The sequence below is a fragment of the Kribbella sp. DT2 genome (assembly GCF_049844575.1).
Classification (GTDB): Bacteria; Actinomycetota; Actinomycetes; order Propionibacteriales; family Kribbellaceae; genus Kribbella.
Genome location: NZ_JBNCLH010000006.1, coordinates 350,860 through 373,739 on the forward strand (window position 1 = coordinate 350,860; position 22,880 = coordinate 373,739).

Annotated in this window: 20 protein-coding genes, 1 tRNA gene and 1 riboswitch; of the genes, 17 read left to right on the forward strand and 4 right to left on the reverse strand. The window is 70.5% G+C overall.

Translation table 11 applies throughout. The features are described from left to right. Window positions 1-82 precede the first annotated feature (82 nt). From ACLQ2O_RS26240 to ACLQ2O_RS26320, 17 genes are all read left to right on the forward strand, one after another. Window positions 83-448, forward strand: a complete 366-nt coding sequence (locus ACLQ2O_RS26240; protein WP_425835923.1) for a MerR family transcriptional regulator — start codon at window positions 83-85, stop codon at window positions 446-448. Between the two features lie 57 nt (window positions 449-505). Further along, window positions 506-2,026: a depupylase/deamidase Dop gene (dop, locus tag ACLQ2O_RS26245; protein WP_425835925.1), complete on the forward strand. Its 1,521-nt coding sequence runs from the start codon at window positions 506-508 to the stop codon at window positions 2,024-2,026. Window positions 2,027-2,083: 57 nt separating this feature from the next. Beyond that, window positions 2,084-2,293, forward strand: a complete 210-nt coding sequence (locus tag ACLQ2O_RS26250; RefSeq protein ID WP_077014019.1) for a ubiquitin-like protein Pup — start codon at window positions 2,084-2,086, stop codon at window positions 2,291-2,293. 8 nt (window positions 2,294-2,301) lie between these two features. Next, window positions 2,302-3,141, forward strand: coding sequence for a proteasome subunit beta (gene prcB / locus ACLQ2O_RS26255; protein WP_425835928.1), 840 nt, complete (start codon window positions 2,302-2,304; stop codon window positions 3,139-3,141). Window positions 3,142-3,167: 26 nt separating this feature from the next. After that, the gene (gene prcA / locus ACLQ2O_RS26260) at window positions 3,168-4,010 is read left to right on the forward strand and encodes a proteasome subunit alpha (protein WP_425835930.1); all 843 of its coding nucleotides are present in this window, start codon (window positions 3,168-3,170) and stop codon (window positions 4,008-4,010) included. Further along, window positions 4,007-4,759 (forward strand): NUDIX hydrolase, encoded by a 753-nt coding sequence (locus tag ACLQ2O_RS26265; RefSeq protein WP_425835932.1) that lies wholly within the window; start codon window positions 4,007-4,009, stop codon window positions 4,757-4,759. The genes prcA and ACLQ2O_RS26265 overlap by 4 nt, the downstream gene beginning before the upstream one ends. Before the next feature lie 48 nt (window positions 4,760-4,807). Beyond that, window positions 4,808-5,455, forward strand: a complete 648-nt coding sequence (locus tag ACLQ2O_RS26270) for a GNAT family N-acetyltransferase (RefSeq protein ID WP_425835934.1) — start codon at window positions 4,808-4,810, stop codon at window positions 5,453-5,455. A gap of 173 nt (window positions 5,456-5,628) precedes the next feature. Beyond that, complete coding sequence (locus ACLQ2O_RS26275) at window positions 5,629-6,423, forward strand: ABC transporter ATP-binding protein (protein WP_425835936.1); 795 nt, start codon at window positions 5,629-5,631, stop codon at window positions 6,421-6,423. Then, on the forward strand, window positions 6,420-8,996 hold the full coding sequence (locus tag ACLQ2O_RS26280; protein WP_425835938.1) for an ABC transporter permease: 2,577 nt from the start codon (window positions 6,420-6,422) through the stop codon (window positions 8,994-8,996). The genes ACLQ2O_RS26275 and ACLQ2O_RS26280 overlap by 4 nt, the downstream gene beginning before the upstream one ends. A 114-nt stretch (window positions 8,997-9,110) precedes the next feature. Then, a complete protein-coding gene (locus ACLQ2O_RS26285) occupies window positions 9,111-11,810 on the forward strand; it encodes a beta-N-acetylglucosaminidase domain-containing protein (protein ID WP_425835941.1) in 2,700 nt (899 codons plus the stop codon). A gap of 5 nt (window positions 11,811-11,815) precedes the next feature. Further along, a riboswitch (ZMP/ZTP riboswitch) is annotated at window positions 11,816-11,913 on the forward strand. Window positions 11,914-11,943: 30 nt separating this feature from the next. Further along, the gene (locus tag ACLQ2O_RS26290) at window positions 11,944-12,825 is read left to right on the forward strand and encodes a bifunctional 5,10-methylenetetrahydrofolate dehydrogenase/5,10-methenyltetrahydrofolate cyclohydrolase (RefSeq protein ID WP_425835943.1); all 882 of its coding nucleotides are present in this window, start codon (window positions 11,944-11,946) and stop codon (window positions 12,823-12,825) included. A 209-nt stretch (window positions 12,826-13,034) separates the two neighbouring features. Beyond that, complete coding sequence (gene aroH, locus ACLQ2O_RS26295) at window positions 13,035-13,403, forward strand: chorismate mutase (protein WP_425835945.1); 369 nt, start codon at window positions 13,035-13,037, stop codon at window positions 13,401-13,403. Beyond that, complete coding sequence (locus ACLQ2O_RS26300) at window positions 13,400-14,536, forward strand: prephenate dehydrogenase (protein ID WP_425835947.1); 1,137 nt, start codon at window positions 13,400-13,402, stop codon at window positions 14,534-14,536. Before aroH ends, ACLQ2O_RS26300 begins: the two co-directional genes overlap by 4 nt. A gap of 10 nt (window positions 14,537-14,546) precedes the next feature. Continuing rightward, a complete protein-coding gene (cmk, locus tag ACLQ2O_RS26305; RefSeq protein WP_425835949.1) occupies window positions 14,547-15,239 on the forward strand; it encodes a (d)CMP kinase in 693 nt (230 codons plus the stop codon). After that, on the forward strand, window positions 15,236-15,964 hold the full coding sequence (locus tag ACLQ2O_RS26310) for a lysophospholipid acyltransferase family protein (protein ID WP_425835951.1): 729 nt from the start codon (window positions 15,236-15,238) through the stop codon (window positions 15,962-15,964). The genes cmk and ACLQ2O_RS26310 overlap by 4 nt, the downstream gene beginning before the upstream one ends. Further along, window positions 15,957-17,336 (forward strand): ribosome biogenesis GTPase Der, encoded by a 1,380-nt coding sequence (gene der, locus ACLQ2O_RS26315; protein WP_425835953.1) that lies wholly within the window; start codon window positions 15,957-15,959, stop codon window positions 17,334-17,336. The genes ACLQ2O_RS26310 and der overlap by 8 nt, the downstream gene beginning before the upstream one ends. Before the next feature lie 70 nt (window positions 17,337-17,406). Then, window positions 17,407-17,480, forward strand: a tRNA-Pro gene (locus ACLQ2O_RS26320). 47 nt (window positions 17,481-17,527) lie between these two features. Here the strand turns inward: ACLQ2O_RS26320 and ACLQ2O_RS26325 are convergent. The 4 genes from ACLQ2O_RS26325 to ACLQ2O_RS26340 all read right to left on the reverse strand — a co-directional run bounded on the left by ACLQ2O_RS26325 (window position 17,528) and on the right by ACLQ2O_RS26340 (window position 22,840). Further along, the gene (locus ACLQ2O_RS26325; protein ID WP_425835955.1) at window positions 17,528-18,097 is read right to left on the reverse strand and encodes a TetR/AcrR family transcriptional regulator; all 570 of its coding nucleotides are present in this window, start codon (window positions 18,095-18,097) and stop codon (window positions 17,528-17,530) included. Beyond that, complete coding sequence (locus ACLQ2O_RS26330) at window positions 18,097-18,966, reverse strand: alpha/beta fold hydrolase (protein WP_425835957.1); 870 nt, start codon at window positions 18,964-18,966, stop codon at window positions 18,097-18,099. The genes ACLQ2O_RS26325 and ACLQ2O_RS26330 overlap by 1 nt, the downstream gene beginning before the upstream one ends. Window positions 18,967-19,005: 39 nt before the next feature. Further along, entirely contained in the window at window positions 19,006-22,083 is a 3,078-nt protein-coding gene (locus ACLQ2O_RS26335; protein WP_425835959.1) for a BTAD domain-containing putative transcriptional regulator, read from the reverse strand. 97 nt (window positions 22,084-22,180) lie between these two features. Further along, on the reverse strand, window positions 22,181-22,840 hold the full coding sequence (locus ACLQ2O_RS26340) for an MBL fold metallo-hydrolase (protein ID WP_425835961.1): 660 nt from the start codon (window positions 22,838-22,840) through the stop codon (window positions 22,181-22,183). Window positions 22,841-22,880 lie beyond the last annotated feature (40 nt).

The window sequence follows — 22,880 nt, forward strand, 5'->3', positions numbered from 1 at the left end:
CGCTCCCTCTCCTGTGTTGTCACTCGTCATCGGGACGGTAGGCCGTGACACCGGTGTGAAGGTCAAGACGAAGGAGGCCCAGATGCTGATCGGCGAACTGTCGGAGCTCACCGGCGTGAGCCGCAGGATGATCCGCTACTACGAGCAGCAGGGCCTGCTCGGGTCGACGCGGACCACCAACGGTTACCGCCAGTACGACGACCAGGCGCCGACCGTCGTCGGCCACATCAGGAACCTGCTCGCCGCCGGCCTTCCGACCGCGACGATCGCCGGGCTGTTGCAGTGCGTGCACGGCGATCCGGCCGAGCCGGTGCTGTCCGGATGCCCCGGCATGGTGAACGGTCTGCAGGCCGAGCGGGCCCGCGTCGCCGCCGAGATCAGCCGGTTGAACACCTCGCAGGAAGTGCTCGGCGTCCTGCTGGAAGCGGCGGTTCACGCACCCGAGTGACGCGAGCTCCGGCTCGTACGGCGGCTTTGGTCGGCCGGACCGCGTAGGCTCGTGAACATGAGTGTGCGGCGGATCATGGGGACCGAGACCGAGTTCGGGATCTCGGTGCCCGGTCAGCCCGGGGCGAACCCGATGCTGACCTCGAGCCAGGTGGTGAACGGGTACGCCCAGACGCAGCCGCTGGCGCGCAAGACCCGGTGGGACTTCGACGAGGAGCACCCGCTGCGGGACGCGCGCGGCTTCGACCTGAGCCGTGAGGTGGCCGACTCCAGCCAGCTCACCGACGAGGAGACGGGCCTGGCCAACGTCATCCTCACCAACGGCGCCCGGCTGTACGTCGACCACGCCCACCCGGAGTACTCGGCGCCCGAGTGCACCAACCCGCGCGACGTCGTGGTGTGGGACAAGGCCGGCGAGCTGGTGATCATGGAGGGTGCGCGGCAGGCCCGCCAGATCCCCGGGGCGCCGCCGCTGAACCTGTACAAGAACAACACCGACAACAAGGGCGCGTCGTACGGGTCGCACGAGAACTACCTGATGCGCCGGTCCACGCCGTTCGCGTCGATCGTGCGGCACCTGACCCCCTTCTTCGTCAGCCGTCAGGTGGTCACCGGCGCGGGGCGCGTCGGGATCGGCCAGGACGGCGCCGGGCAGGGGTTCCAGATCAGCCAGCGCGCCGACTACTTCGAGGTCGAGGTCGGCCTGGAGACGACGCTCAAGCGCCCGATCATCAACACCCGCGACGAGCCGCACGCCAACCCCGACCGGTACCGGCGCCTGCACGTGATCATCGGCGACGCGAACCTGTCCGAGATCTCGACGTACCTGAAGGTCGGGACGACGTCGCTGGTGCTGTCGATGATCGAGGACGGCTGGCTGACCGACGACCTGTCCGTCGACCGGCCGGTGGGCGCGCTGCACGAGATCAGCCACGACCCGACCTGCACGCACCTGATGACGCTGAAGGACGGGCGCAAGCTCACCGCCGTACAGCTGCAGACGGAGTACCTGGAGCAGGCCCGCAAGTACGTCGAGGACAAGTACGGCGACGACGCGGACCGGCAGACCAAGGACGTGCTGCACCGCTGGGAGCAGGTGCTCGACCTGCTCGCGATCGACCCGATGCGGCTGGCCGACCAGCTCGACTGGGTCGCCAAGCTCAAGCTGCTGCAGTCCTACCGCGACCGTGACGACCTGGCCTGGGACGACTCCAAGCTGGCGCTGGTCGACCTGCAGTACGCCGATCTGCGCCCGGACAAGGGGCTGTACTTCAAGCTCGTCAAGGCCGGCCGGATGCAACGCGTCGTCACCGACGAGGAGATCCGGATGGCGGTCTCGCACCCGCCGACCGACACCCGCGCCTACTTCCGCGGCCGCTGCATGCAGCAGTACGCCGGCCAGGTCGCGGCCGCCTCCTGGGACTCGGTGATCTTCGACCTGCCGGGTAAGGAGTCGCTGCAGCGGATCCCGACCCTGGACCCCTTGCGCGGCACGAAAGCGCACGTCGGAGCGCTTCTCGATCAGTGCGACACCGCGAGTGACCTGGTTCGCACCATTACTGGGGGCGCTGGCGGGTAGGGTCGTCCTAGGAGAACCGGTTGGGCGGTTCTCCGGCGCGGTTCTAGGAGGTGTGCCATGGCGAAAGACGGTGGGCAGCAGCACAAGCAGCCCAAGCGTTCGACCACCGAGGAAGAGGTCGAGCAGGTCGAGGCGTCCGAGGACGTCGCCGAGCGCAAGGAACGACTCGACGAGGACGTCGACTCGATCCTGGACGAGATCGACGAGGTGCTCGAGGAGAACGCGGAGGAGTTCGTCCGCGGCTTCGTGCAAAAGGGTGGGGAGTGAACCGCTAGATGACATTCGATGCCTCCGGCCGGTTGCCGGAAGCCTTCCTGACCCCAGGTGGCTCGTCGTTCATGGACTTCCTGGCCGGGCACGCGCCCGACCTGCTGCCCGGACGGCGGTCCCTGGGGACAGGTGACCTGTCCAAAGACGTCCCGCACGGTACGACGATCGTCGCGGCCACCTTCGACGGTGGTGTCGTGATGGCCGGCGACCGGCGCGCCACGATGGGCAACATCATCGCCCAGCGTGACATCGAGAAGGTGTTCCCCGCCGACGAGTACAGCTGCGTCGGCATCGCCGGCTCGGCCGGGCTCGCGATCGAGATGGTGCGGCTGTTCCAGGTCGAGCTCGAGCACTACGAGAAGCTCGAGGGCACCACGCTGTCGCTCGACGGCAAGGCGAACCGGCTCAGCGCGCTGATCCGGGGCAACCTGGCGATGGCGATGCAGGGCCTCGCGGTCGTGCCGCTGTTCGCCGGGTACGACCCCGACATCGCCGGCGGCCGGATCTTCTCCTACGACCCGACCGGTGGCCGGTACGAGGAGCAGGCCTTCCACAGCGTCGGCTCGGGCTCGCTGTTCGCCCGCGGCTCGCTGAAGAAGCTCTACCGCGACGGGATGACGGCGACCGAGTGCGTCACGGCGACGATCCAGGCGCTGTACGACGCGGCCGACGACGACTCCGCGACCGGTGGGCCGGACATGGCCCGGCGGATCTTCCCGGTGATCGGGGTGGTCACGGCCGACGGTTACCAGCGGCTGCCCGAGGCGGAGGTCGGCGACATCGTCGACACCGTGGTCGGCGCCCGGCTGCAGCGTCCTGACGGCCCCGCGGCCCCGCTGTCCTGAGCCCGGTCGACGAGTAGAGGATCCACATGAGCACTCCGTTCTACGTCTCCCCCGAGCAGCTGATGCGGGACCGGGCGGACTTTGCCCGCAAGGGCATCGCCAAGGGCCGCAGCGCGATCGCGCTGCAGTACGCCGACGGCATCCTGTTCGTGGCCGAGAACCGGTCGCCCGCCCTGCACAAGGTGGCCGAGATCTACGACCGGATGGCCTTCGCGGCCGTCGGGCGGTACAACGAGTTCGAGAACCTGCGGATCGCCGGCGTGCGCCTGGCTGACATGCGCGGGTACTCCTACGACCGTCGCGACGTCACCGGCCGTGCGCTGGCCAACGCGTACGCGCAGACGCTCGGCGCGATCTTCTCCTCCGGCGGTGAGAAGCCGCTCGAGGTCGAGATCCTGGTCGCCGAGGTCGGCAGCACGTCCGCCGAGGACCAGATCTACCGGCTCACCTACGACGGCTCGATCGCCGACGTGCGCGGGTACGCGGTGATGGGCGGCCCGGCCGAGCAGGTCGCCGAGTACGTCGGCGAGCACTACTCCGACGGCATCTCGCTGGCCGGCGCGCTGCGGCTCGCAGTGGACGCGCTCGGGCACGACTCCAGCGACGTACGGCAGCTGGAGCCGGACCAGATCGAGGTCGCCATCCTGGACCGGACCCGCACCCAGGTCCGCAAGTTCAAGCGGATCTCGGAGGAGACCCTGGGCCGGATCCTGTCCGAGTCCCGCCCCGACACGGCACCGTCCGAGCCAGCGGCCCACACCGACGGCGCGGAGCCGGCCAACGGCGGCTCGTACGAGAGCACCGCGGCCGACGGCGACGACGCACCGATCGCCCCGCCCGAGGACCCGGAAGACACCAAGCCGCTGTGAGCGAGCAGCACCCGACCTCGTCCGCCGCCGGAGACTCTCCGGCGGCGGACGTCGGTCTGCCGGGTGCTGCGTCGGGCTCCGCGCCCGGCCCAGCCTCGGGCTCGGCGCCCGGCCCTGTGTCGGGGCCGGGCTCCTCGCCGGCATCCGGCCCGGCTTCGTCGGGGGCGCCCGGCTCGGCCCCGCTCCCTCCTCGGCCGGGGGATCCCGCGGCCTGGGAGCTGCTCGCCGAGAAGAACGTCTACGACGGCTTTCTCACCGTGAACGTTCGCCGCTACCGGTTGCCCGACGGCCGCGAAGCCGACTGGGATGTCTTCGGTCCTCGGCAGACTGCCGGTGTCGCCGGCGGGATCACCGTGCTGCCGTTGACGCCCGACGGCAAGGTCGTTGCCATTCGCCTCTTTCGCGCCGGCCCCGATCAGGTCGTCACGAACCTCCCCGGCGGATTGATCGACCCAGGGGAGAACCCCGCCGACGCCGGCCGCCGCGAGCTGCTGGAAGAGACCGGCTACACCTGCGGCTCGATAGAGGTCGTCGGCTGGATGTGGTCCGCCGCCTCCTCGACGTACCCGAAGTTCGTCGCCGTCGCCCGCGACTGCCGCCCGACCAGTGCGCAGGACCTCGACGACTTCGAGGACATCGTGCCCATCGAGCTCACCGTCGCCGAGCTCCGCCAAGAACTCCGCACTCCCGGCGCGATGACCGGCACCGACGCGACCTACCTGGCCCTGGACCACGCCGGCCTGCTCTGAGCGTTAATTGATTGCGCGGGCGGACGTGCTCCGCCCAGGATGTCGAGCGTGCTCAACACTCACTGGCCCCTGCGCCACCTTCGGCTGACGACCGAGCGGCTGGTGCTGCGTCCACCGACCGACGAGGAACTGGCCGCGATCGCCGACGTGGCCGCCGGCGGGATCAGCCGGCCGGGTGAGTACGCCTTCCTCAACGCGTGGCCCTATCTCCCCCCGCCCGAGCGCGCACGCCGCGTGATGCAGATGTACTGGAGTCACCTCGGCGCGTGGACCCAGGACGAGTGGGAGCTCTCGCTCGGCGTCTTCCACGACGACACCCCGCTGGGCATGGTCGGGCTGATGGGCAGCGAGTTCGGCGTACTGCGTGAGGTGAAGACCTGGTCGTGGCTCGGGCTCGCGCACCAGCGGAAGGGGTACGGGACGGAGGCGCGGATCGCGCTGCTGCACCTGGCGTTCGAGGGGCTGGACGCCGAGGCGGCGCGGACCGAGGTCTTCCAGGACAACGCCGGGTCCCAGGGCGTTTCGCGCAGGCTCGGCTACCGGCCGGACGGAATCTCGCGCGATGTCCTGCACGGGAAGCCCGTCATCTCGGACCGGCTGCGGCTGACCCGCGAGGACTGGTTCGGCGTCGAGCGCCCGAAGGTCGAGATCACCGGGCTCGACGAGTGCCGGGACTGCTTCGTCGACCCGAACTGACCACCATCGAAAGCCCGGCCGGGTCGAGATCGTCCCGACCGACGGCGACCGGACCCGGTGGTAGAGCTGGCTGCACCCTGAACCCGGGTTCTGGCTGGACTGTGTCCGCGGCCCGATCTTTCTAGCGTGAGAGGCGTCCTGGTACGTCTCGCACGGTTCGGAAGGTTGGCCACATGTTCAAGGCACGCAGAGGGCGCGACAAGCAGACCGGCGGCGCCGCCGTCCTGGTCGCGGAGGCCCCGGCGTACGCGGTCACGCTGGACTCGGTGACGAAGACCTACCAGACCGGGACGACCCGGGTGCAGGCGCTCGACGGCGTCTCGCTCGGCTTGCGGCGGGGGAGTTTCACGGCGGTGATGGGTCCGTCGGGCTCGGGCAAGAGCACGTTCCTGCACTGCGCCGCCGGGCTCGACCAGCCGACGTCCGGCACCGTCTGGCTCGGCGACACCGAGCTGACCCGGCTCGACGAGAAGCAGTTGACCGTGCAGCGCCGGACCCGGATCGGGTTCGTCTTCCAGGCCTACAACCTGATCCCGTCGCTGTCGGTCCGCGACAACATCACCTTGCCGCTGCGCTTCTCCGACGTACCGGTGGACGAGGCGTGGCTGAACCAGGTCGTGCAGGAGGTCGGCCTGACCGACCGGCTCACGCACCGGCCCAGCGAACTGTCCGGTGGTCAGCAGCAGCGGGTCGCGATCGCGCGGGCGCTGATCACCCGGCCGGAGGCGGTGTTCGCCGACGAGCCGACCGGAGCGCTCGACTCGCGGACCGGCAAGCAGGTCCTGCACCTGATGCGTTCGCTGGTCGACTCGCTCGGCCAGACGATCCTGATGGTGACCCACGACCCGATCGCCGCGTCGTGGGCCGACCGGGTGGTCTTCCTGGCGGACGGCAGGCTGGCCGGCGAGCTCACCGACCCGACCGCCGACACTGTCGCCGCGCACCTGACCCACCTCGGGGAGTGGTGATCGTGCTCACCTTCGCCTGGAGCACGGTCAAGTCCCGCTGGCCCGGTTTCGCCGGTGCCTTCATCGCCCTGTTCTGCGGCGCCGCGCTGCTGTCCGCGTGCGGCTTCCTGCTGCAGTCCGGTCTGCTCGCCGGCATCAGTCCCGAGCGGTACGCCGGCGCGTCGGTGGTCGTCGCGGCCAACCAAAAGCTCGCGGTCCCCGAATCACCTGACACCGACTTCGGCGACCACGTCCCGCTGGACGCGAACCAGCTCGCCGAGATCGCGGCCGTCCCCGGCGTCGCCCAGGCCGTGCCGGACTACTCGTTCCGGCTCACCCTGGCCGGCAAGTCCGGCGCGTTGGTCCACGGCGAGGAGGGCGGTACGCCGTCCGGCCACGGCCGCAGTTCCGTTGCCTTCGGCCCCTTGTCGGTCCGGGACGGCGCGCTGCCCACCGGCAGGTCCGACGTCGCGCTCGACCGCGACGCCGCGGCGGCCGGCGGCTACGCGATCGGTGACCAGGTCAGAGTCGCGGTGGGGTCGCGGCCGGCGTCGTACCGGCTGACTGGCATCGTCGACCCGCCGAGCGGTTCCTTCCGGGAGCCGGTGGTCCTGTTCACCGATGAGGTGGCCAGGCAACTGTCCGGCCAACCCGGCCAGCTGTACGCCGTGGGGGTGCTGGCCGCGCCGGGTGTCGACCGGGCGGACCTGGCCGACGCGATCGAGCAGGGCCTGGGCGACTCGGTGACCACGGCGACCGGCGACGACAGGGGCAAGGTGGAGTTCCAGGACTCCTCGGCTGCGTCCGGCCTGCTGATGGCGGTGGCGGGCTCGTTCGGTGGAATCGCGGCGATCGTCGCGATGTTCGTGGTGGCCGGCACGCTGGGGTTGTCGATCCAGCAGCGGCGGCGTGAACTCGCGTTGCTCCGTGCGGTCGCCGCGACGCCCCGGCAGGTGCACCGGATGATCGGTGCCGAGATCCTGATCGTGTCGCTCGCCGCATCCGTGCCTGGCGCGGCGCTCGGCTACGGACTCGTGTGGTTGCTGCGGGCGGCCTTCGTCAGGATCGGTGTGATCCCGGCCGACTACGGCCTCTCGCTGCTGCCGGTCCCGATTCTGGTCGCGGTGCTGCTGTCGGTGCTGACGGCCCAGCTGGCCGGCTGGATGTCAGCTCGCCGCGCGGTCAAGATCCGCCCGGTCGAGGCGCTGGGGGAGTCGAGCGTGGAAACGCCGCAACTCGGCCCGGTCCGGACGCTGATCGGGCTCGGGCTGCTGGCCGGCGGCCTGGTGATGTGTGCGGTCCCGGTTGTCGTAGCCGGTGAGGTGGGCACGATCGTGGCGGCGAGTTCGTCGCTCGTCCTGGTGATCGGCGTGGCGCTGCTCGGGCCGCGGATCGTGCAGGGCGCACTCACGCTCGTCGGTCCGGTCCTGCGGCGTTCCGGTGGTGCGTCGGGCTACCTGGCCGCGGCCAACCTCGCCCAGAACTCGCGTCGGGTGGCCGGCGCCGTCGTACCGCTCGTGCTGGCGATCACGATCATGATCGTTCAGGTCTCGGTCGGTGCGGCGCAGGTGAAGGAGGCCGGCCGGCAGGCCGACCAGGGCGTGGTGGCCGATCTCGTGGTGGCCAGTTCGGGCGCGGGGCTGTCGCCCGATCTGGTCGACGACATCCACGCGGTGCCCGGCGTACGGACTGCGACGGCGGTGACCAGGGGGCCCGCGACGATCAGGTACACCGACCTCGGTGACGATTCGGCGCAGTCCGTGCTGGGCTTCCCGGCGCAGGGCGTGGACGTGACGGGTCTGGCGAGCACGCTCGACCTGGATGTTCGCAAAGGCGACCTCGGGCGGCTCGAGGGGCAGGGGACTGTCGCGCTGAGCGAGTCCGCGGCGCAGCAGACCCGGACCGGGCTGGGGCGCCAGGTGGAGATGTTCCTCGGGGACGGTACGCGGCTGACCCCTGTGGTGGTGGCGATCTACCACAACGGCATGGGCTTCGGTGATGTGACGCTGCCGCGCGACGTACTGCTCGACCACCTGTCCACACGGCTGGACGACTCGGTGCTCGTCCGGGCCGAGGCCGGCGTCGACGCGAGCGCTTTGTCCGAGACCCTGACCAAGCGGTTCGCGGGTGAGGTCGGGGTGGTGCTCGCCGATCGCCAGACGATGGCGGAGGCGCAGCAGGCCGGCCTGGACCTCAACCGGTGGACGAACCTGATCCTGCTCGCCGCGCTCTTCGGCTACGTCGCGATCAACGTCGCCAACAGCCTGGTGATGAGTACGACGGCCCGACGACGTGAGTTCGCGCTGCTCCGGCTGGTCGGCATCGGCAAGCGGCAGGTACGCCGGATGATGCTGGTCGAGGCGGCCGTGGTGATCGGTGCCGCGCTCGTGGTCAGTGCGGCGCTGTGTCTGCCGCCGATGGTCGGCGTGACGGTCGGGCTGAGCGAGGGGGCGACGGTGATTCCGGCGTTCTCGCCGGTCGCCACCGCGCTCACCGCGGGCGGAGTGGTGCTGCTCGGGCTGCTCTCGATCATGCTGCCCACCCGCCGGGTGTTGCGCCACCGACCGGTGGACGCCATCGGCATCCGCGAGTGATCGGGCCGGGGTGATGCCATTGAAGTGTCCGGATCTGGGCAGTGCGTGCTCTTGACGAGCAGTTGTGCGCAGTGAATGACTGGTGGGGCACACCTTCCGCCCCAAGGAGTCGCCATGCGCCGCATCGGTCCAGCGGTGGCAGTTGCCGCCGCGCTCGCTCTCGCCGTCCAGCCCTTCGCCCTCTCCGCCCAAGCCGGCCCGACGCCTCCCGGCGCGGCGGCGACCACCAGCTCCGGCAAGGCATCGGTGAACCCCGAGCCTCAGCAGACCACCCCGCGGCGTGACGGCTTCGCCCTCGGCCGGACGGTCGGCCTGGTGCGCGGCCCGACCACCGACGCCGATGCCGAGCGGGTCGTCCGCGCGACGCTCGAGCGTGCGGGCGTCCGCACGGTCCGGGTCACCGACGGCGCCGATCCGCGGACCGACGTCACCGTCTGGCTCGGCGGGAACGATCGCGCGCTGCAGGACCTGGACGTCGCCCCGCCGGCCGGTCTCGCGGCCGAGGGGTATGTGCTTGCCGTAGGCACCTATCGTGGACGGCACCAGGTCGTCCTCGCCGGCGTCGACACCGACGGGACGTACTACGCCGCCCGCACGCTCGACCAGTTGGTGCGGGGCCGGCAGGTCGGCGGCACCGAGATCCGCGACTGGCCGACGATGCGGTACCGCGGGTCGATCGAGGGCTTCTACGGTACGCCGTGGTCGCAGGCCGATCGGCTCGACCATCTCGACTACCTCGGCGCGCACCGGATGAACACCTACGAGTACGCGCCGAAGGACGACCCGTACCACCGCGAGCAGTGGCGTGATCCGTACCCGGCGGACAAGCTCGCCGAGCTGGGGGAGTTGGTGAACAGGGCCCGAGGCAACAAGGTCGACTTCACCTTCGCGCTCTCGCCCGGGCTGTCGATCTGCTACACCGCCGACGCCGACTACCAGGCGCTGGTCGCGAAGTTCGAGGCGCTGTACGCGCTGGGTGCTCGGTCGTTCAACGTGCCGCTGGACGACATCGACTACAACACCTGGCACTGCGACGCGGACCGGGCCAAGTACGGCACGGGTGGTGGTGCGGCCGGTCAGGCGCAGAGTGAGCTGCTCAACCGGATCCAGCGCGAGTGGGTCGCGACGAAGCCTGGGGTCGCGCCGCTGCAGATGGTGCCGACCGAGTACTACAACGTCTCCGAGACGCCGTACAAGAAAGCTCTCCGCGAGCAGTTGGACGCGGCCGTTGTCGTGCACTGGACGGGGATCGGGGTGGTCCCGAAGACGATCACGGCCGCGCAGGCCGCCGAGGCGAAGGCCGTGTTCGGTCACGACATCCTGGTCTGGGACAACTATCCGGTCAACGACTACGCCGCCGGGCGGTTGCTGCTGGCCGACTACAGCGGTCGCGAACGCGGGATCGCCGATCACGTCGTGGGCGTGATCTCGAACCCGATGAACCAGGCCGCGGTCAGCAAGGTCGCGCTCTCCTCGTTCGCCGAGCTGGGCTGGAAGCCGGCCACGTACGACGAGCGCGCCGCGTGGGAACGCGCCCTCGCGGAGAGAGCGGGCGGGGATCGGCGGACGATCGAGGCCCTGAAGGTGTTCGCGGACCTGAACACGTACGACACGACGCTGCACCCGGAGTCGGCTCCTGAGTTGGCGGCGCGGATCGATGCGTTCTGGACGGCGTACGACGGTGAAAAAGATAGAGCGATTCGAAGACTCCTCCCGTACTTCCAGGCGGTGACTCGGGCTCCTGTGCAGATCCGGGCTGGGGTGGTTGATCCGGCGTTCGGTGACGAGGCGAAGGCTTGGCTGGATGCGACCGTCTTGTGGGGGCAGGCGCTCGAGGAGTCGCTCGGGTTGCTGGAGGCTCTCGACCACGGCGACGGCGCGGCGGCTTGGGCGAAGCGTCAGGAGATCGACAAGTTGACCGGCCAGGCGAAGGCGATCCGGGACGTACGGGAACCGCACTCCGGGACCTACCCGCGGATCGGCGAGGGCGTGGTCGACGTGTTCGTCGCCAAGGTCGGGCAGGTGCACGACGCGTGGATGGGGTTGCTGCCGGGGCGGACGGCGACGGCGAGCGTTCCGACGTACGCGGAGAACGTGCCGGGCCGGATGGTCGACGGGGACGAGTCGACGTTCTACTGGAGCAACCGTGCTCCGGCAGCGAACGACGAGATCCGGGTCGACCTCGGCGCGGTGCGGGAGATCGGTGCGATCGCCCTACTGATGGGGAAGGACGGGAGCCCGGACGACGTCATCCAGTCCGGGGCGTTGGAGTGGTCGGCGGATGGTCAGACGTGGACCGAGCTGACCCGCGCGACGACCGCCGAGGTCCGCGCGACGGCTCCGGCGGGGACGAAGGCTCGGTACGTGCGGTACCGGGCTTTGGCGGCCAATGCGTCCAACTGGTTGGTTGTCAGAGAGTTCTCTGTGCAGGTCACGGACGGGTCGGAGGTGGTGCTGACGGCGTCGGGTGGGCCGGCGCCTGCCGAGGGATCGGCGTTGGCGCGGGCTGTTGACGGGGATGTCGGTACGGCGTACGTGGCGGGTGCGGCGCCGGGGGAGGGTGACGTGCTGACTGTGACGGCGTCTTCTCCGGCTGTGGTGGATCGGGTGACCGTGTTGCAGCGGGCTGATGCGGCCGCGGCTGGTCGGGTGGAGGTGCACACCGCTGCTGGCTGGAGGGAGGTTGGTGTGGTGCGCTCGGCGTACGCGGCGCTGCGCGTGAGCGGTACGGTCGACGCCGTCCGCGTGCGGTGGACCGCCAGAGCGACGGCACCACAGGTCGCCGAGGTGATCCTTCACCGGGCGACTGGGTAAACTGGCCGGCGGGCCGCTACTGGCGTTCAGGTGGACCACCACCGGGGAACGGCCCGCCGGACTCTCGCAGGTTCGGCTGCAGCCGCGCGCCTGGGCAACGACGGATATTCGCCGACGCCCGAAGGAGCGCCCTATGACCACACCAGAGAACGCCGCCGACGCCCGGACCACCGCCAAGCCGATGATCGGTACCGACCTCGCCGCGGACATGGTGGCGCAGGCCGCCGTACGGGCGAAGAAGCTGCAGGACGAGACCGGCGTGCAGCCGTGCCTGGCGACCGTGCTGGTCGGTGACGATCCCGCGTCGGCGACGTACGTGCGGATGAAGCAGAACCGGAGCAAGAAGGCCGGTATCGGCTCGGTCAGCGTCACGCTGCCGGCGACGACCACCACCGACGAGCTGGTCGCGGAGCTGACCAGGCTGTCCGACGACTCGACCGTGCACGGGATCCTGCTGCAACACCCGGTGCCGGAGCAGATCGACGAGCGGGCAGCGTTCGAGGCGATCGCGCCGGGCAAGGACGTCGACGGCGTGACCATGCACTCGTTCGCGGCGATGGCCTTCGGCGAGCCCGGGTTCCGCTCGTGCACGCCCGGCGGGATCCTGCGGCTGCTGCAGGCGTACGACGTACCGCTGTCCGGTGCGCACGCGGTCGTCATCGGACGGAGCCCGATCCTGGGCAAGCCGGCCGGAATGTTGCTGCTGGCATCGAACGCGACCGTCACCTACACGCACTCGCGGACCGTGGACCTGCCGGCGCTGGTGCGCCAGGCCGACCTCGTGGTCGCCGCCGTCGGCAAGCCGAACTTCGTCCGCGGGGACTGGCTGAAGCCGGGCGCCGTGGTGGTCGATGCCGGGTACAACGAGGGCAACGTCGGCGACGTGCACGCCGAGGAGGCCGCCCGGGTCGCGAGCCTGCTGACGCCGGTGCCCGGTGGGGTCGGCCCGATGACGATTGCGCTCCTGCTGGAGCAGACCGTCGACGCGGCGGAAGCACAAACCGCCCGCAGCTGACACCGCGACCCCCTTGCGTCCGAAGAAGACGCATGCGTCCGAAGAACCCGAGGCTATAGCGCTCGGTTCTTCGGACGCAGCACGATTCTTCGGACGTCAGGGCCGGTGGCGAGACGGGTGAGCACCGCGCGGGCGGTCTGACCTAATGTTGAGACTGGTGTCCAGCGCCGAGGAGCGGTGCGGGACGTGGTGAGCTAGGAGGCAGGACAGTGGCGGTACGGGCGATCCGGGGTGCCACCCAGCTGGACGCGGACGAGCGGGAGCACCTGCTCGAGCGGACGGCCGAGCTGGTCCGGGCGGTGCTGCAGGCGAACGATCTCGCGTCGGAGGACCTGATCAGCATCCTGTTCACCGTCACGCCCGACCTGAGCTCGGAGTTTCCCGCGGTGGCCGGCCGGCAGATCGGGCTGACCGACGTACCGCTGATGTGCATGCAGGAGATCGCCGTCCCGCACGCGCTGCCGCGGGTGGTCCGGATGATGCTGCACACCGAGACACCGCGCTCGCGGGAGAAGATCCAGCACGTCTACCTGCACGGCGCCACCGCGCTGCGCCCGGACCTGACCGGCGCCCAGTGACAGACCCGCTGGCCCCGGCAACACCCGCGGCACCGGCGACCGCCTTACGCGGTCCCGTCCGCATCGTCGGCACCGGACTGATCGGTACGTCGATCGGCCTGGCGCTCGCGCGCCTCGGAGTCGTCGTCGAGCTGATCGACGGCGACCCCGACAACGCGCTGATGGCCGAACGCATCGGCGCGGGCTCGCGCCTGGTGCAGCTCGAGCCGCAGCTCGTCGTCGTCGCCGTACCGCCGGACCACGTCGGCACGGTGATCGCCGAGCAGCTGGAGCAGACCGACGCCGTCGTCACCGATGCCGCGAGCGTGAAGGGCAAGCCTCTCGCCGACGCCAAGGCGCTGACGCAGGCAGCCGGTCGGCCAGGCGACATCAGCAGGTACGTCGGCAGCCACCCGATGGCCGGCTCGGAGCGCAACGGCCCGCTGGCCGGTCGCGCGGATCTGTTCGAGGGCGCTACCTGGGCGATCACCCCGCACGGCACGAGCGACCCGGCCGCCGTCGAGCTCGTACGCCGGCTCGCCGAGGCCTGCGGCGCGCGGACCGTCGAGCTGTCGGTCCCGGACCACGACCTGGCCGTCGCCCGCGTCTCGCACCTGCCGCAGCTGATGTCGTCGCTGGCCGCGGGCACGCTCGTCGACGCGCCGGCCGAGCACTTGGAGCTGTCCGGCCAGGGCGTCCGCGACGTGACCCGGATCGCCGCGAGCGACCCGGGGATGTGGACCCAGATCGTGGCCGCGAACTCGCCCGCGCTGAGTGGTCTGCTGGAGCAGATCCGCGACGACCTCGACCGGCTGTTGATTGCCCTGAGCAAGGAAAAGCCTGGCTCCGGCCACGCCGACGACGAGGTGACGGCCGTACTGCGCCGTGGTGTTTCCGGCGCGGTCCGTGTCCCGGGCAAGCACGGCGCCCCGCACATCGAGCTCGTTCCCGTGCTGGTCACCATCCCCGACCGCCCGGGCCAGCTGGCCCGGTTGTTCGCCGACGCGGCCGCGTCCGGCGCCAACGTCGAGGACCTGCGGATCGACCACAGCCCGGGCCGCCCGGTCGGTGAGGTCGAGCTGGCGGTCAAACCGGCGTCGGTCGATCAGCTGGTCGAGGTACTGACCGAGCGTGGCTGGTCCGTGCACCGGTAATCTTCCGCCCATGATCATCGCTGTCGACGGCCCGAGCGGTTCCGGTAAATCGAGTACGGCCCGTGGAGTGGCCGCCAAACTGGGCCTGAAGTACCTGGACACCGGCGCGATGTACCGGGCGGTGACCTGGTCGGCGATGGAGGCCGGTCTCGACCTGACCGACACCGCCGCGGTCGCCGACCGGGCCCGCGCGGTCGAGCTGGGGATCAGCACCGACCCGCAGCTGGCGCACTTCACCGCCGACGGCGCCGACGTGACCGAGGCGATCCGCGACCCGCGGATCAGTGAGAACGTCAGCAGGATCGCCACCAACCTCGACGTACGGCACGAGCTGATCCGGCGGCAGCGGGAGATCATCGACGACGCCCAGCCCGGCGGGGGGATCGTGGTCGAGGGCCGGGACATCGCGACCGTGGTCGCCACCGACGCCGAGCTCAAGGTGCTGCTGACCGCCGACCAGGACGCCCGGATGGCCCGCCGCAAGGCCGAGCTGGCCGAGGGCGCGCTGACCGCGGAGCAGCTGCGCGACCAGATCGTCCGCCGCGACGCCGACGACGCCACCGTGTCCCAGTTCGAGGTCGCCTCGGACGGTGCGGTGACGATCGACTCCACCCACCTGTCCCTGGAGGAGGTCATCGACGTGATCAGCAGGCTCGCGAAGGAGGCCGAGGCCGCGCCGCCACGCGATCCGCGGGAGTCATGACAGCCGAACTGACCAGGCACCAGGAACTGCCCCGGACCGACGACCTGTCGTCGCTGCCGTACCGGCTCGGCGGAGTGATCCGTCACGTCGTCGGGCCGTACCTGCGCTGGCGCTACGACCTGACGATCCACCACGAGGAGCTCTTCCCGCGCAGAGGCCCGGTGCTGCTGGCGCCGAACCACGTCGGGCTCCTGGACGGACCGCTGCTGGGCGCCACCGCGCCGCGGATGCTGCACCAGCTCGGCAAGATCGAGGCGTTCGACGGGATGCAGGGCAAGTTCCTGCACCGGGCCGGGCAGATCCCGGTCGACCGTACGACGTACGACACGCTGGCGATCCGCAAGGCGATCAAGGTGCTGCGCGACGGCAACGTGATGAGCATCTACCCCGAGGGCACCCGGGGCCGGGGCGACTTCCGGCGGATCCGGGTCGGCGTGGCCTACCTGGCGATGGTCACCGGGGCGCCGATCCTGCCCGTTGCCCTGCTCGGCACCCGCCTGCCGGGCGGCAGTGTGGAGGCGTATCCCCCCAGGGGGAGCCGGGTCGACGTCGTGTACGGCGAACCTTTCACCGTGGAGCGCGTACCCTTTCCTCGGAGGCACACCGACGTACGGGCGGTGGCCGACCAGATCGGCGACGTCTTGCGGGCGCATGTCCAGGCCGCCGTCGCAGCCACCGGCCACCCGCTTCCGGGCAAGCCAGACCAGAAGGATCCTGATGAGTGACCTGCCCACCGGCTACGAGTACGACGCCGAGCCGTCGCACGACGACGACACCGGCCCCGTACCCGTCCTGGCGATCGTAGGCCGCCCCAACGTCGGCAAGTCGACGCTGGTGAACCGGATCATCGGCCGCCGTGAGGCGGTCGTCGAGGACACCCCGGGTGTCACTCGGGACCGTGTCTCGTACGACGCCGACTGGGCCGGCCGGGCCTTCACGGTCGTCGACACCGGCGGCTGGGACCCGGACGCGGTCGGGATGGCCGCGCTGGTGGCCGCCCAGGCCGAGATCGCGATCAACGCCGCCGACGCGGTGCTGTTCGTGGTCGACGCGACCGTGGGCATCACCGACGCCGACGAGGCCGTGGTCCGGGTGCTGCGCAAGTCCGGCAAGCCCGTCGTACTGGCCGCGAACAAGGTCGACGACCAGCGGGTCGAGGCCGAGGCGATGAACCTGTGGGGCCTCGGCATCGGCGAGCCGTTCCCGATCTCGGCGATGCACGGGCGGGGGACCGGCGACATGCTGGACGCCGTACTGGCCGCGCTGCCGGAGGCGCCGCCGGAGCGCGACCCCGAGACCGGGGGACCGCGCCGCGTCGCGGTCGTCGGCAAGCCGAACGTGGGCAAGTCCTCGCTGCTGAACAAGGTCGCCAAGGAGGACCGGGTCGTCGTCAGCGACGTGTCCGGTACGACGGTCGACCCGGTCGACGAGCTGATCACGCTCGGCGGCAAGCAGTGGCGCTTCATCGACACCGCCGGCATCCGGCGCAAGGTGAAGAACGTCCAGGGCCACGAGTACTACGCCAGCCTGCGGACCAACAGCGCGATCGAGCGCGCCGAGGTCGTCGTCGTGGTCGTCGACGCCTCCGAGCCGATGACCGAGCAGGACCTGCGGATCATGGACATGGTCGAGCAGGCCGGCAAGGCGCTCGTGATCGCCTACAACAAGTGGGACATGGTCGACGAGGACCGGCGTTACTACCTGGAGAAGGAGATCGACCGCGATCTCGTCCAGCTGCGCTGGGCCCCGCGGGTGAACATCAGCGCCCTGACCGGGCGGCACATGGAGAAGCTGGTCCCGGCCATCGAGGCGGCTCTGGACGGCTGGGAGACCCGCGTCCCGACCGGTCAGCTGAACGCGTTCCTCGGCCGGTTGGTTGCCGCGCACCCCCATCCGGTGCGGTCGGGCAAGCAGCCGAAGATCCTGTTCGGCACCCAGGCCACGACGATGCCGCCGACCTTCGCGATCTTCACCTCCGGGCAGATCGAGCCGTCGTACCAGCGGTTCATCGAGCGCCGGCTGCGGGAGGACTTCGGCTTCGTCGGCAGTCCGGTGGACGTCCAGATCCGGGCCCGTCAGAAGAAGGCGAAACGCTGATCGGCCCGGTGCCGAAACACCCCTGAGGATGGGGTAAGGTTTACCCCGGTCGGCCGCGAGGACGATCGTTCGGGCTGTGGCCTAGCCTGGTAAGGCGCTTGTCTGGGGGACAAGAGATCGCGAGTTCAAATCTCGCCAGCCCGACGAAGAAGCCCTGGTGAGAGTTCACTCTCACCAGGGCTTTCGGCTTTTCACGGCTCGAAGCTCGCGGCCATCCGGGCGAGTGCGTCGAGGCCGCCCGCGAGCTGGTCCGGGGTGAACGGGCCGATCAGCCGTGCTGCCGACAGCAGACCGATCGTCGCGCTCGACAGAGCGATCGCGAGGTGCTCGGGATCGACGTCGGCGGCGAGCATTCCCTGTGCCTGCAGGGCGCGCAGCCACTCGACGACCGACGCGTGGCGTGCGTGGTAGCGGCCGTCGGTGACGGTGCCGACGTGGGTGCCGAGCGTTCCGCGGTCGTCGAGGAAGGCGGCCGTCATCAACTGGTCCTCGAGCAGAGCCTGTACAGCGGCGCGGTAGGCGTCGCTGAGTCTTGGGAGCTCGGCTGCGGTCCTGGCTCTGAGGCGTTCCGTTCCGCGCTGCAGCAGCGCGTCGAGGATGGCGCGTTTGCTGTCGAACTCGAGATAGACCGCCCCCTTGCCGATCCCGGCCCGGGCAGCGACCCCGGCGACACTCATCGCGTCGAAGCCGCTGTCGAGCACGAGCGCCTCGGCGGCGTCCAGGATGCGCTCGCGGCGGTCCGGGACGAGTGGCCGCGGCATCAGCCGAGTCCGCGCAGAAAGTCGAGCACCGCCGGTACGACGAGGTCGGGCCGGTCGCGCTGCACCCAGTGCCCAGCGCCCGGGACGGTCAGCAGCGTCCCGCGGGGGAGGAGCTCCGCGGCAGCTCGCGCACGAGCGACCGGTACGCCGCTGTCGCGATCGCCGTGGACAACGAGTGCGGGCGTCTGGATCTCGTGCAGGCGGTCCGTGTAGTCGGTGCGCAGCCTGTCCCACAGCACCTGGTCACGCTGCCACTCGTCGAAGGTCCTGATGCCCTGACCCTCGGCGGCCTCCGCCACCACGTCCCGGACGAGCTCCGGCGTCCGCGCTGCCGGGTTGCGAACGATCATCCGCAGACCGCGCTCCATCGCTTTGGCGTTGCGTGCGTAGCCACGCGTTACGGCGCCGAGCACTCCCGAGCGCTGGAGGGCGTAGGTCGTGAGCTGGTTCAGTCGGCTGAGGCGTCCGTCGCTCAGCCGCGGCATGATCCCGAAGGCGCCCAGCAGCAGCGCGCCCCGAGCCGGGCGCTCGAGCAGGTGCCCGATCGTCAGCCCGCCACCGAGCGACAGCCCGCCGATCACGTAGTCGTCGAGCCCCAGCTTGTCCACCAACTCTCCGACGTACGAGACGAGCCGCTGCTGGGTCAGTGACCAGCTCGCCCGTGGACTCCGCCCGAACCCGGGATGATCCGGCGCGACCACGCGGTACCCCGCGTCTGCGAGCGCAGGCCCGACCTGCCCCCACGACAGCTCAGCGCTGTCCGCCCCACCCCCGTGCAACAGCAGCACAACCGGCCCGCTCGCCGGCCCCCACTCCAGTACCGACACCATCGCACCAGTCACGTCGACCGTCGTACGCCGTGCATTCATCCGCAGCTCCCGTCGTTGTGACCAGATTAGCCGATCTGGTCACAACGACTGGATCTCGCGGAAGATCTTCTGGGCTGCTGCCAGGTGGACCAGGGCGCCGGACTGTTCGTGGAGGGCTACTGCCGTTCGGGCGGCGGTTTCTGCTCCGGGAGCGCCGGCTGCGTGTCTTGCCCTGGCCAGTACGGCGTGGACGCGGCCTTTGAGGACGCGCATGTCGAGGTCTGCTGCTTGGTGGGCCGCCTCCTCGGCTGTGGCGAGGGCGGTGTCGTCGCCGGAGGCGAGGCGGGTGGCGGCCTGGCCGAGGAGGGCCCGGACCTGGATCTCGCGGGACTGGATGCGCTTCGCGGTGTCCAGGGCGGCGTCGTACTCGGCCAGGGCGGCCGGGAGCTCTTCGAGGCCCAGGAAGGCATCGCCGAGCGTCGCCCTGGCGTGGCACTCGACCAGCTCGTCGTGGACCTCCAGGGTGAGGTCGACCGCCTCCTTCGCCGTACGGCGGGCAGCGGGGAAGTCGCCACGGTCGCGATAGATGGCAGCGAGCCGCTCGAGCGACTCGGCCAGGTCCTGGTTGCGGCCGCTGGCGCCGACTCCCGCGACCTCCTCCTGCTGCAGTGCGAGAGCGGTGTCGAGCTCACCACGGTCCTGGTGGATGTGCGCGAGCAAGTGCAGCGCGTAGGTGTTGCGGATGTCTCCGAACTCCTCCAGCCGTCGCCTCGCCTCCAGGGCAGCGGGGAGGGCCTCAGTGAGCTGACCTGACTGACGCAGCATCGAGGCGACGTTCAGCCGGGCGGACGCCGCGGCCCTCCGGTCGTCCAGCTGGTCCAGGAGCTCGACGGCCTGCTGGAACAGGGCCAGTGCTGCTGTCGCCGAGGTCAGACTGGCTTCGAGGACTCCGAGCTGGAGCAGCGACCGTGCCTCGCCGGCGAGGTCGTCGGCCTGCCGGTACGCCTCCAGGGCGCTTGCGATCGTCGTACGGGAGGAGACGAGGTCGCCGGTGTTGGCGAAGAGCCTGCTGAGCGAGCGGAGCATCGCGGCCCGCGCCTGGTCGTGGCCTTCGGCTGCTCGGAGCCCGGCCTCGGTGGTGGAGCGCCAGTCGTCCACATGACCTCGGCCGCTGAAGTAGAGCGTCAGTCGATCGGCCAGCAGCCAGGCCTTCTCGTGCGGACCGTGCTCTGAAGCGTCGAGAGCGGCAGCGACCAGGTTCGCGCGCTCGGAGTCGAGCCAGGCCAGCGCTACCTCGGCAGTCGGGGGAGCAGCCGTTGGTAGTGGCTGCAGGAGTACGGCGTTCCTGGCGAGGGCTGCCACGGCTGTGCCCAGGCCGTCGAGGTAACTGTCGAGCAGACGGAGTCGCGCCGCGCTGCTGTCGTCGTACTGCGTTGTCAGCTCCTCCGCATAGCTCCGGAGCAGGTCGTGCAGCCGGTAGCGGCCGGTGCGGTGCTCCTCCAACAGGGACGCCTCGGTCAGCTGCTGGAGGAGGTGGGCAGCAGTCGACTCCGGTACGTCGAGCAGAGCGGCCGCCGCGGACGCGGTGACATCCGGACCGCGGACGTGACCGAGCAAAGCGAACAGCCGGGCGAGCTGCGGGTGCAGCGCGCGCAACGCGTTCCTGAACGTGCCCCGGACCGCCGCCGACGGGTCGTCGTGCAGGGTGAGCCCGTCGAGCCGGAAGCCCTCCCGCAGCTCGGTGAGGTACTGGTCGACATCGGTGCCGTCCATGATCTGCGCTGCGGCGATCCGGAGCGCCAGCGGCAGGTGACCGCACAGATCGGCCAGCGCGGTGACCTGCGGACGGGCCAGCCGGTCCTGGCCGGGCAGCGTCGACAGGAGCGCCTGGGAGTCGTCGTCCGGCAGCTGAGCCAAGGCGAGCGGCTGCACACCGACCAGAGCGGTGAGGCTGCTGAGCCGTTGGCGGCTCGTGACGATGATGGCGCAGTTCGTCGTACCGGGGAGGAGTGGGCGGACCTGCTCAGCGTCGGCGGCGTCGTCGAGCAGCACGAGGACGCGGCGACCGGCCAGGCGCGAGCGGAACAGACCGGACCGCGCCTCCAGCCCGGCCGGTACGTCCTGCGAGCGGACTCCGCTTGCCACGAGCAGATCGGCGAGCGCTGCGGTCGGCGTACTCGGAGATTGGCTGGCACCTGCCAGCTGGACGAACCACTGGCCGTCGGGGAAGTGGTGGGCGACGTCGTACGCGACCCGGACTGCCAGGGCCGACTTGCCGACACCAGGTACTCCGGAGATGACGGCGACCGGGATCTCGCCTGCGGTGCCGCCCAGCACGGCCCGGACTCGCTCGGCCTCCTTGCGGCGGCCGCTGAAGTGGGAGGGCGGGAGCGGGAGTTGGTTGCTCACCAGCCAGTCGTCGGGCTGGGCCTCACGTCGTACGGGCTGGCCTCGCAGGACAGCCTGGTGGGCTTCGCGCAGCTCCTGGCCAGGACGGATGCCGAGCTGGTCGTCCAGCAGTTGGTGCACCTCGTGGTACGCCGCCAGCGCATCGGACTGGCGACCGCTTTGGGACAGCGCCTGGATCAGGTAGCTCCACAGCCGCTCACGCAGCGGGTACTGAGCGACCAGCCGCCGCAACTCCGGGACGAGGTCGAACTGACCACCCAGTGCGAGGTTCAGAGCGACCCGGCGCTCCAGAGCGGTCAGCCTGAGCTCGTGCAGCTCGGTGAGGTCCTCCCTGGTGAGCTGGTCCGAGTCGAACCCGGTCAGGGCGCCCTCACGCCACAGATCGAGCGCGTCGTGCAGCAGAGCCAGCTCGCGTCGCTCCTCCTGTACGGCGTCCGCCGCGGCCAGCAACTGCCGGAACCGGAGGAGGTCGAGCTGCTCGGGACCGACCTCCACCAGGTAGCCGTGCGACGTGGCCTGGATCAGGTCGCCGCAGTCGCCCATCGCCGCCCGGAGGCGGGAGACGACGGTGTGGATCGACCCGCGGACGTTGCGCGGCAGCTCGTCGCCCCAGATGATCTCGGCCAGACGATCGTGGGGGACCGGCGCACCTGACCGCAGCAGCAGCGCAGCGAGCAGCAGGCGGGGCTTGCCGGCCACGACGATGGCGTGGCCACCGCACTCGACCGACAGCGGGCGCAGGAGGTGGAACCGCACGGCAGCCGTCATCGCATCTCCCGCACCGTCCGCTCGGTCCCGTGGCTGGCCACCCTACCGACGCCATTGCACAGCGTCGCCGGGCTTAGCCACCGCCGCACCGGTCGGCTCACCAGCCGCGGGCCCGCCACTCCGCCAGGTGCGGGCGCTCGGTGCCGAGGGTGGTGTCGGCGCCGTGGCCGGGGTAGACCCAGGTCTCGTCGGGGAGCTTGGCGAACAGCTTGGACTCGACGTCGCCGATCAGCGAGGTGAAGCGCTCGGCGTCGCCCTGGGTGTTGCCGACCCCGCCGGGGAAGAGGGAGTCGCCGGTGAACAGGTGCGGGGCGCCTCGCGGGTCGTCGTACAGGAGGGCGATCGAGCCGGGGGTGTGGCCGACCAGGTGGATCACGCGCAGGCCGACGGCACCGAACTCGATCAGGTCGCCGTCCTCCACCTGGGTGGCGGTCTGTACGTCGATGCCCTCGGCGTCGTACCGGCCGGCGATCGTGGTCGCGCCGGTCTTCGCGACGACCTCGCCGAGCGCCTGCCAGTGGTCGCCGTGGCGGTGCGTGGTGATCACCCGGCTGATCCCGCCGGCGCCGATCAGCGTGATCAGGGTGTGCGCGTCGTTGGCCGCGTCGACCAGCACCTGCTCGTCGGTCTGCCGGCAGCGCAGCAGGTAGGCGTTGTTGTTCATCGGCCCGACGGCGACCTTGGAGATCATCAGCTGGGCCAGCTCGTGCGTCTGCGCGGGCCCACCCACGTGGACGTTGCCGTGGTAATCGCTCATGTGACGATCCTCGCACCCCAGCGACAGACCGTGCCGCGAG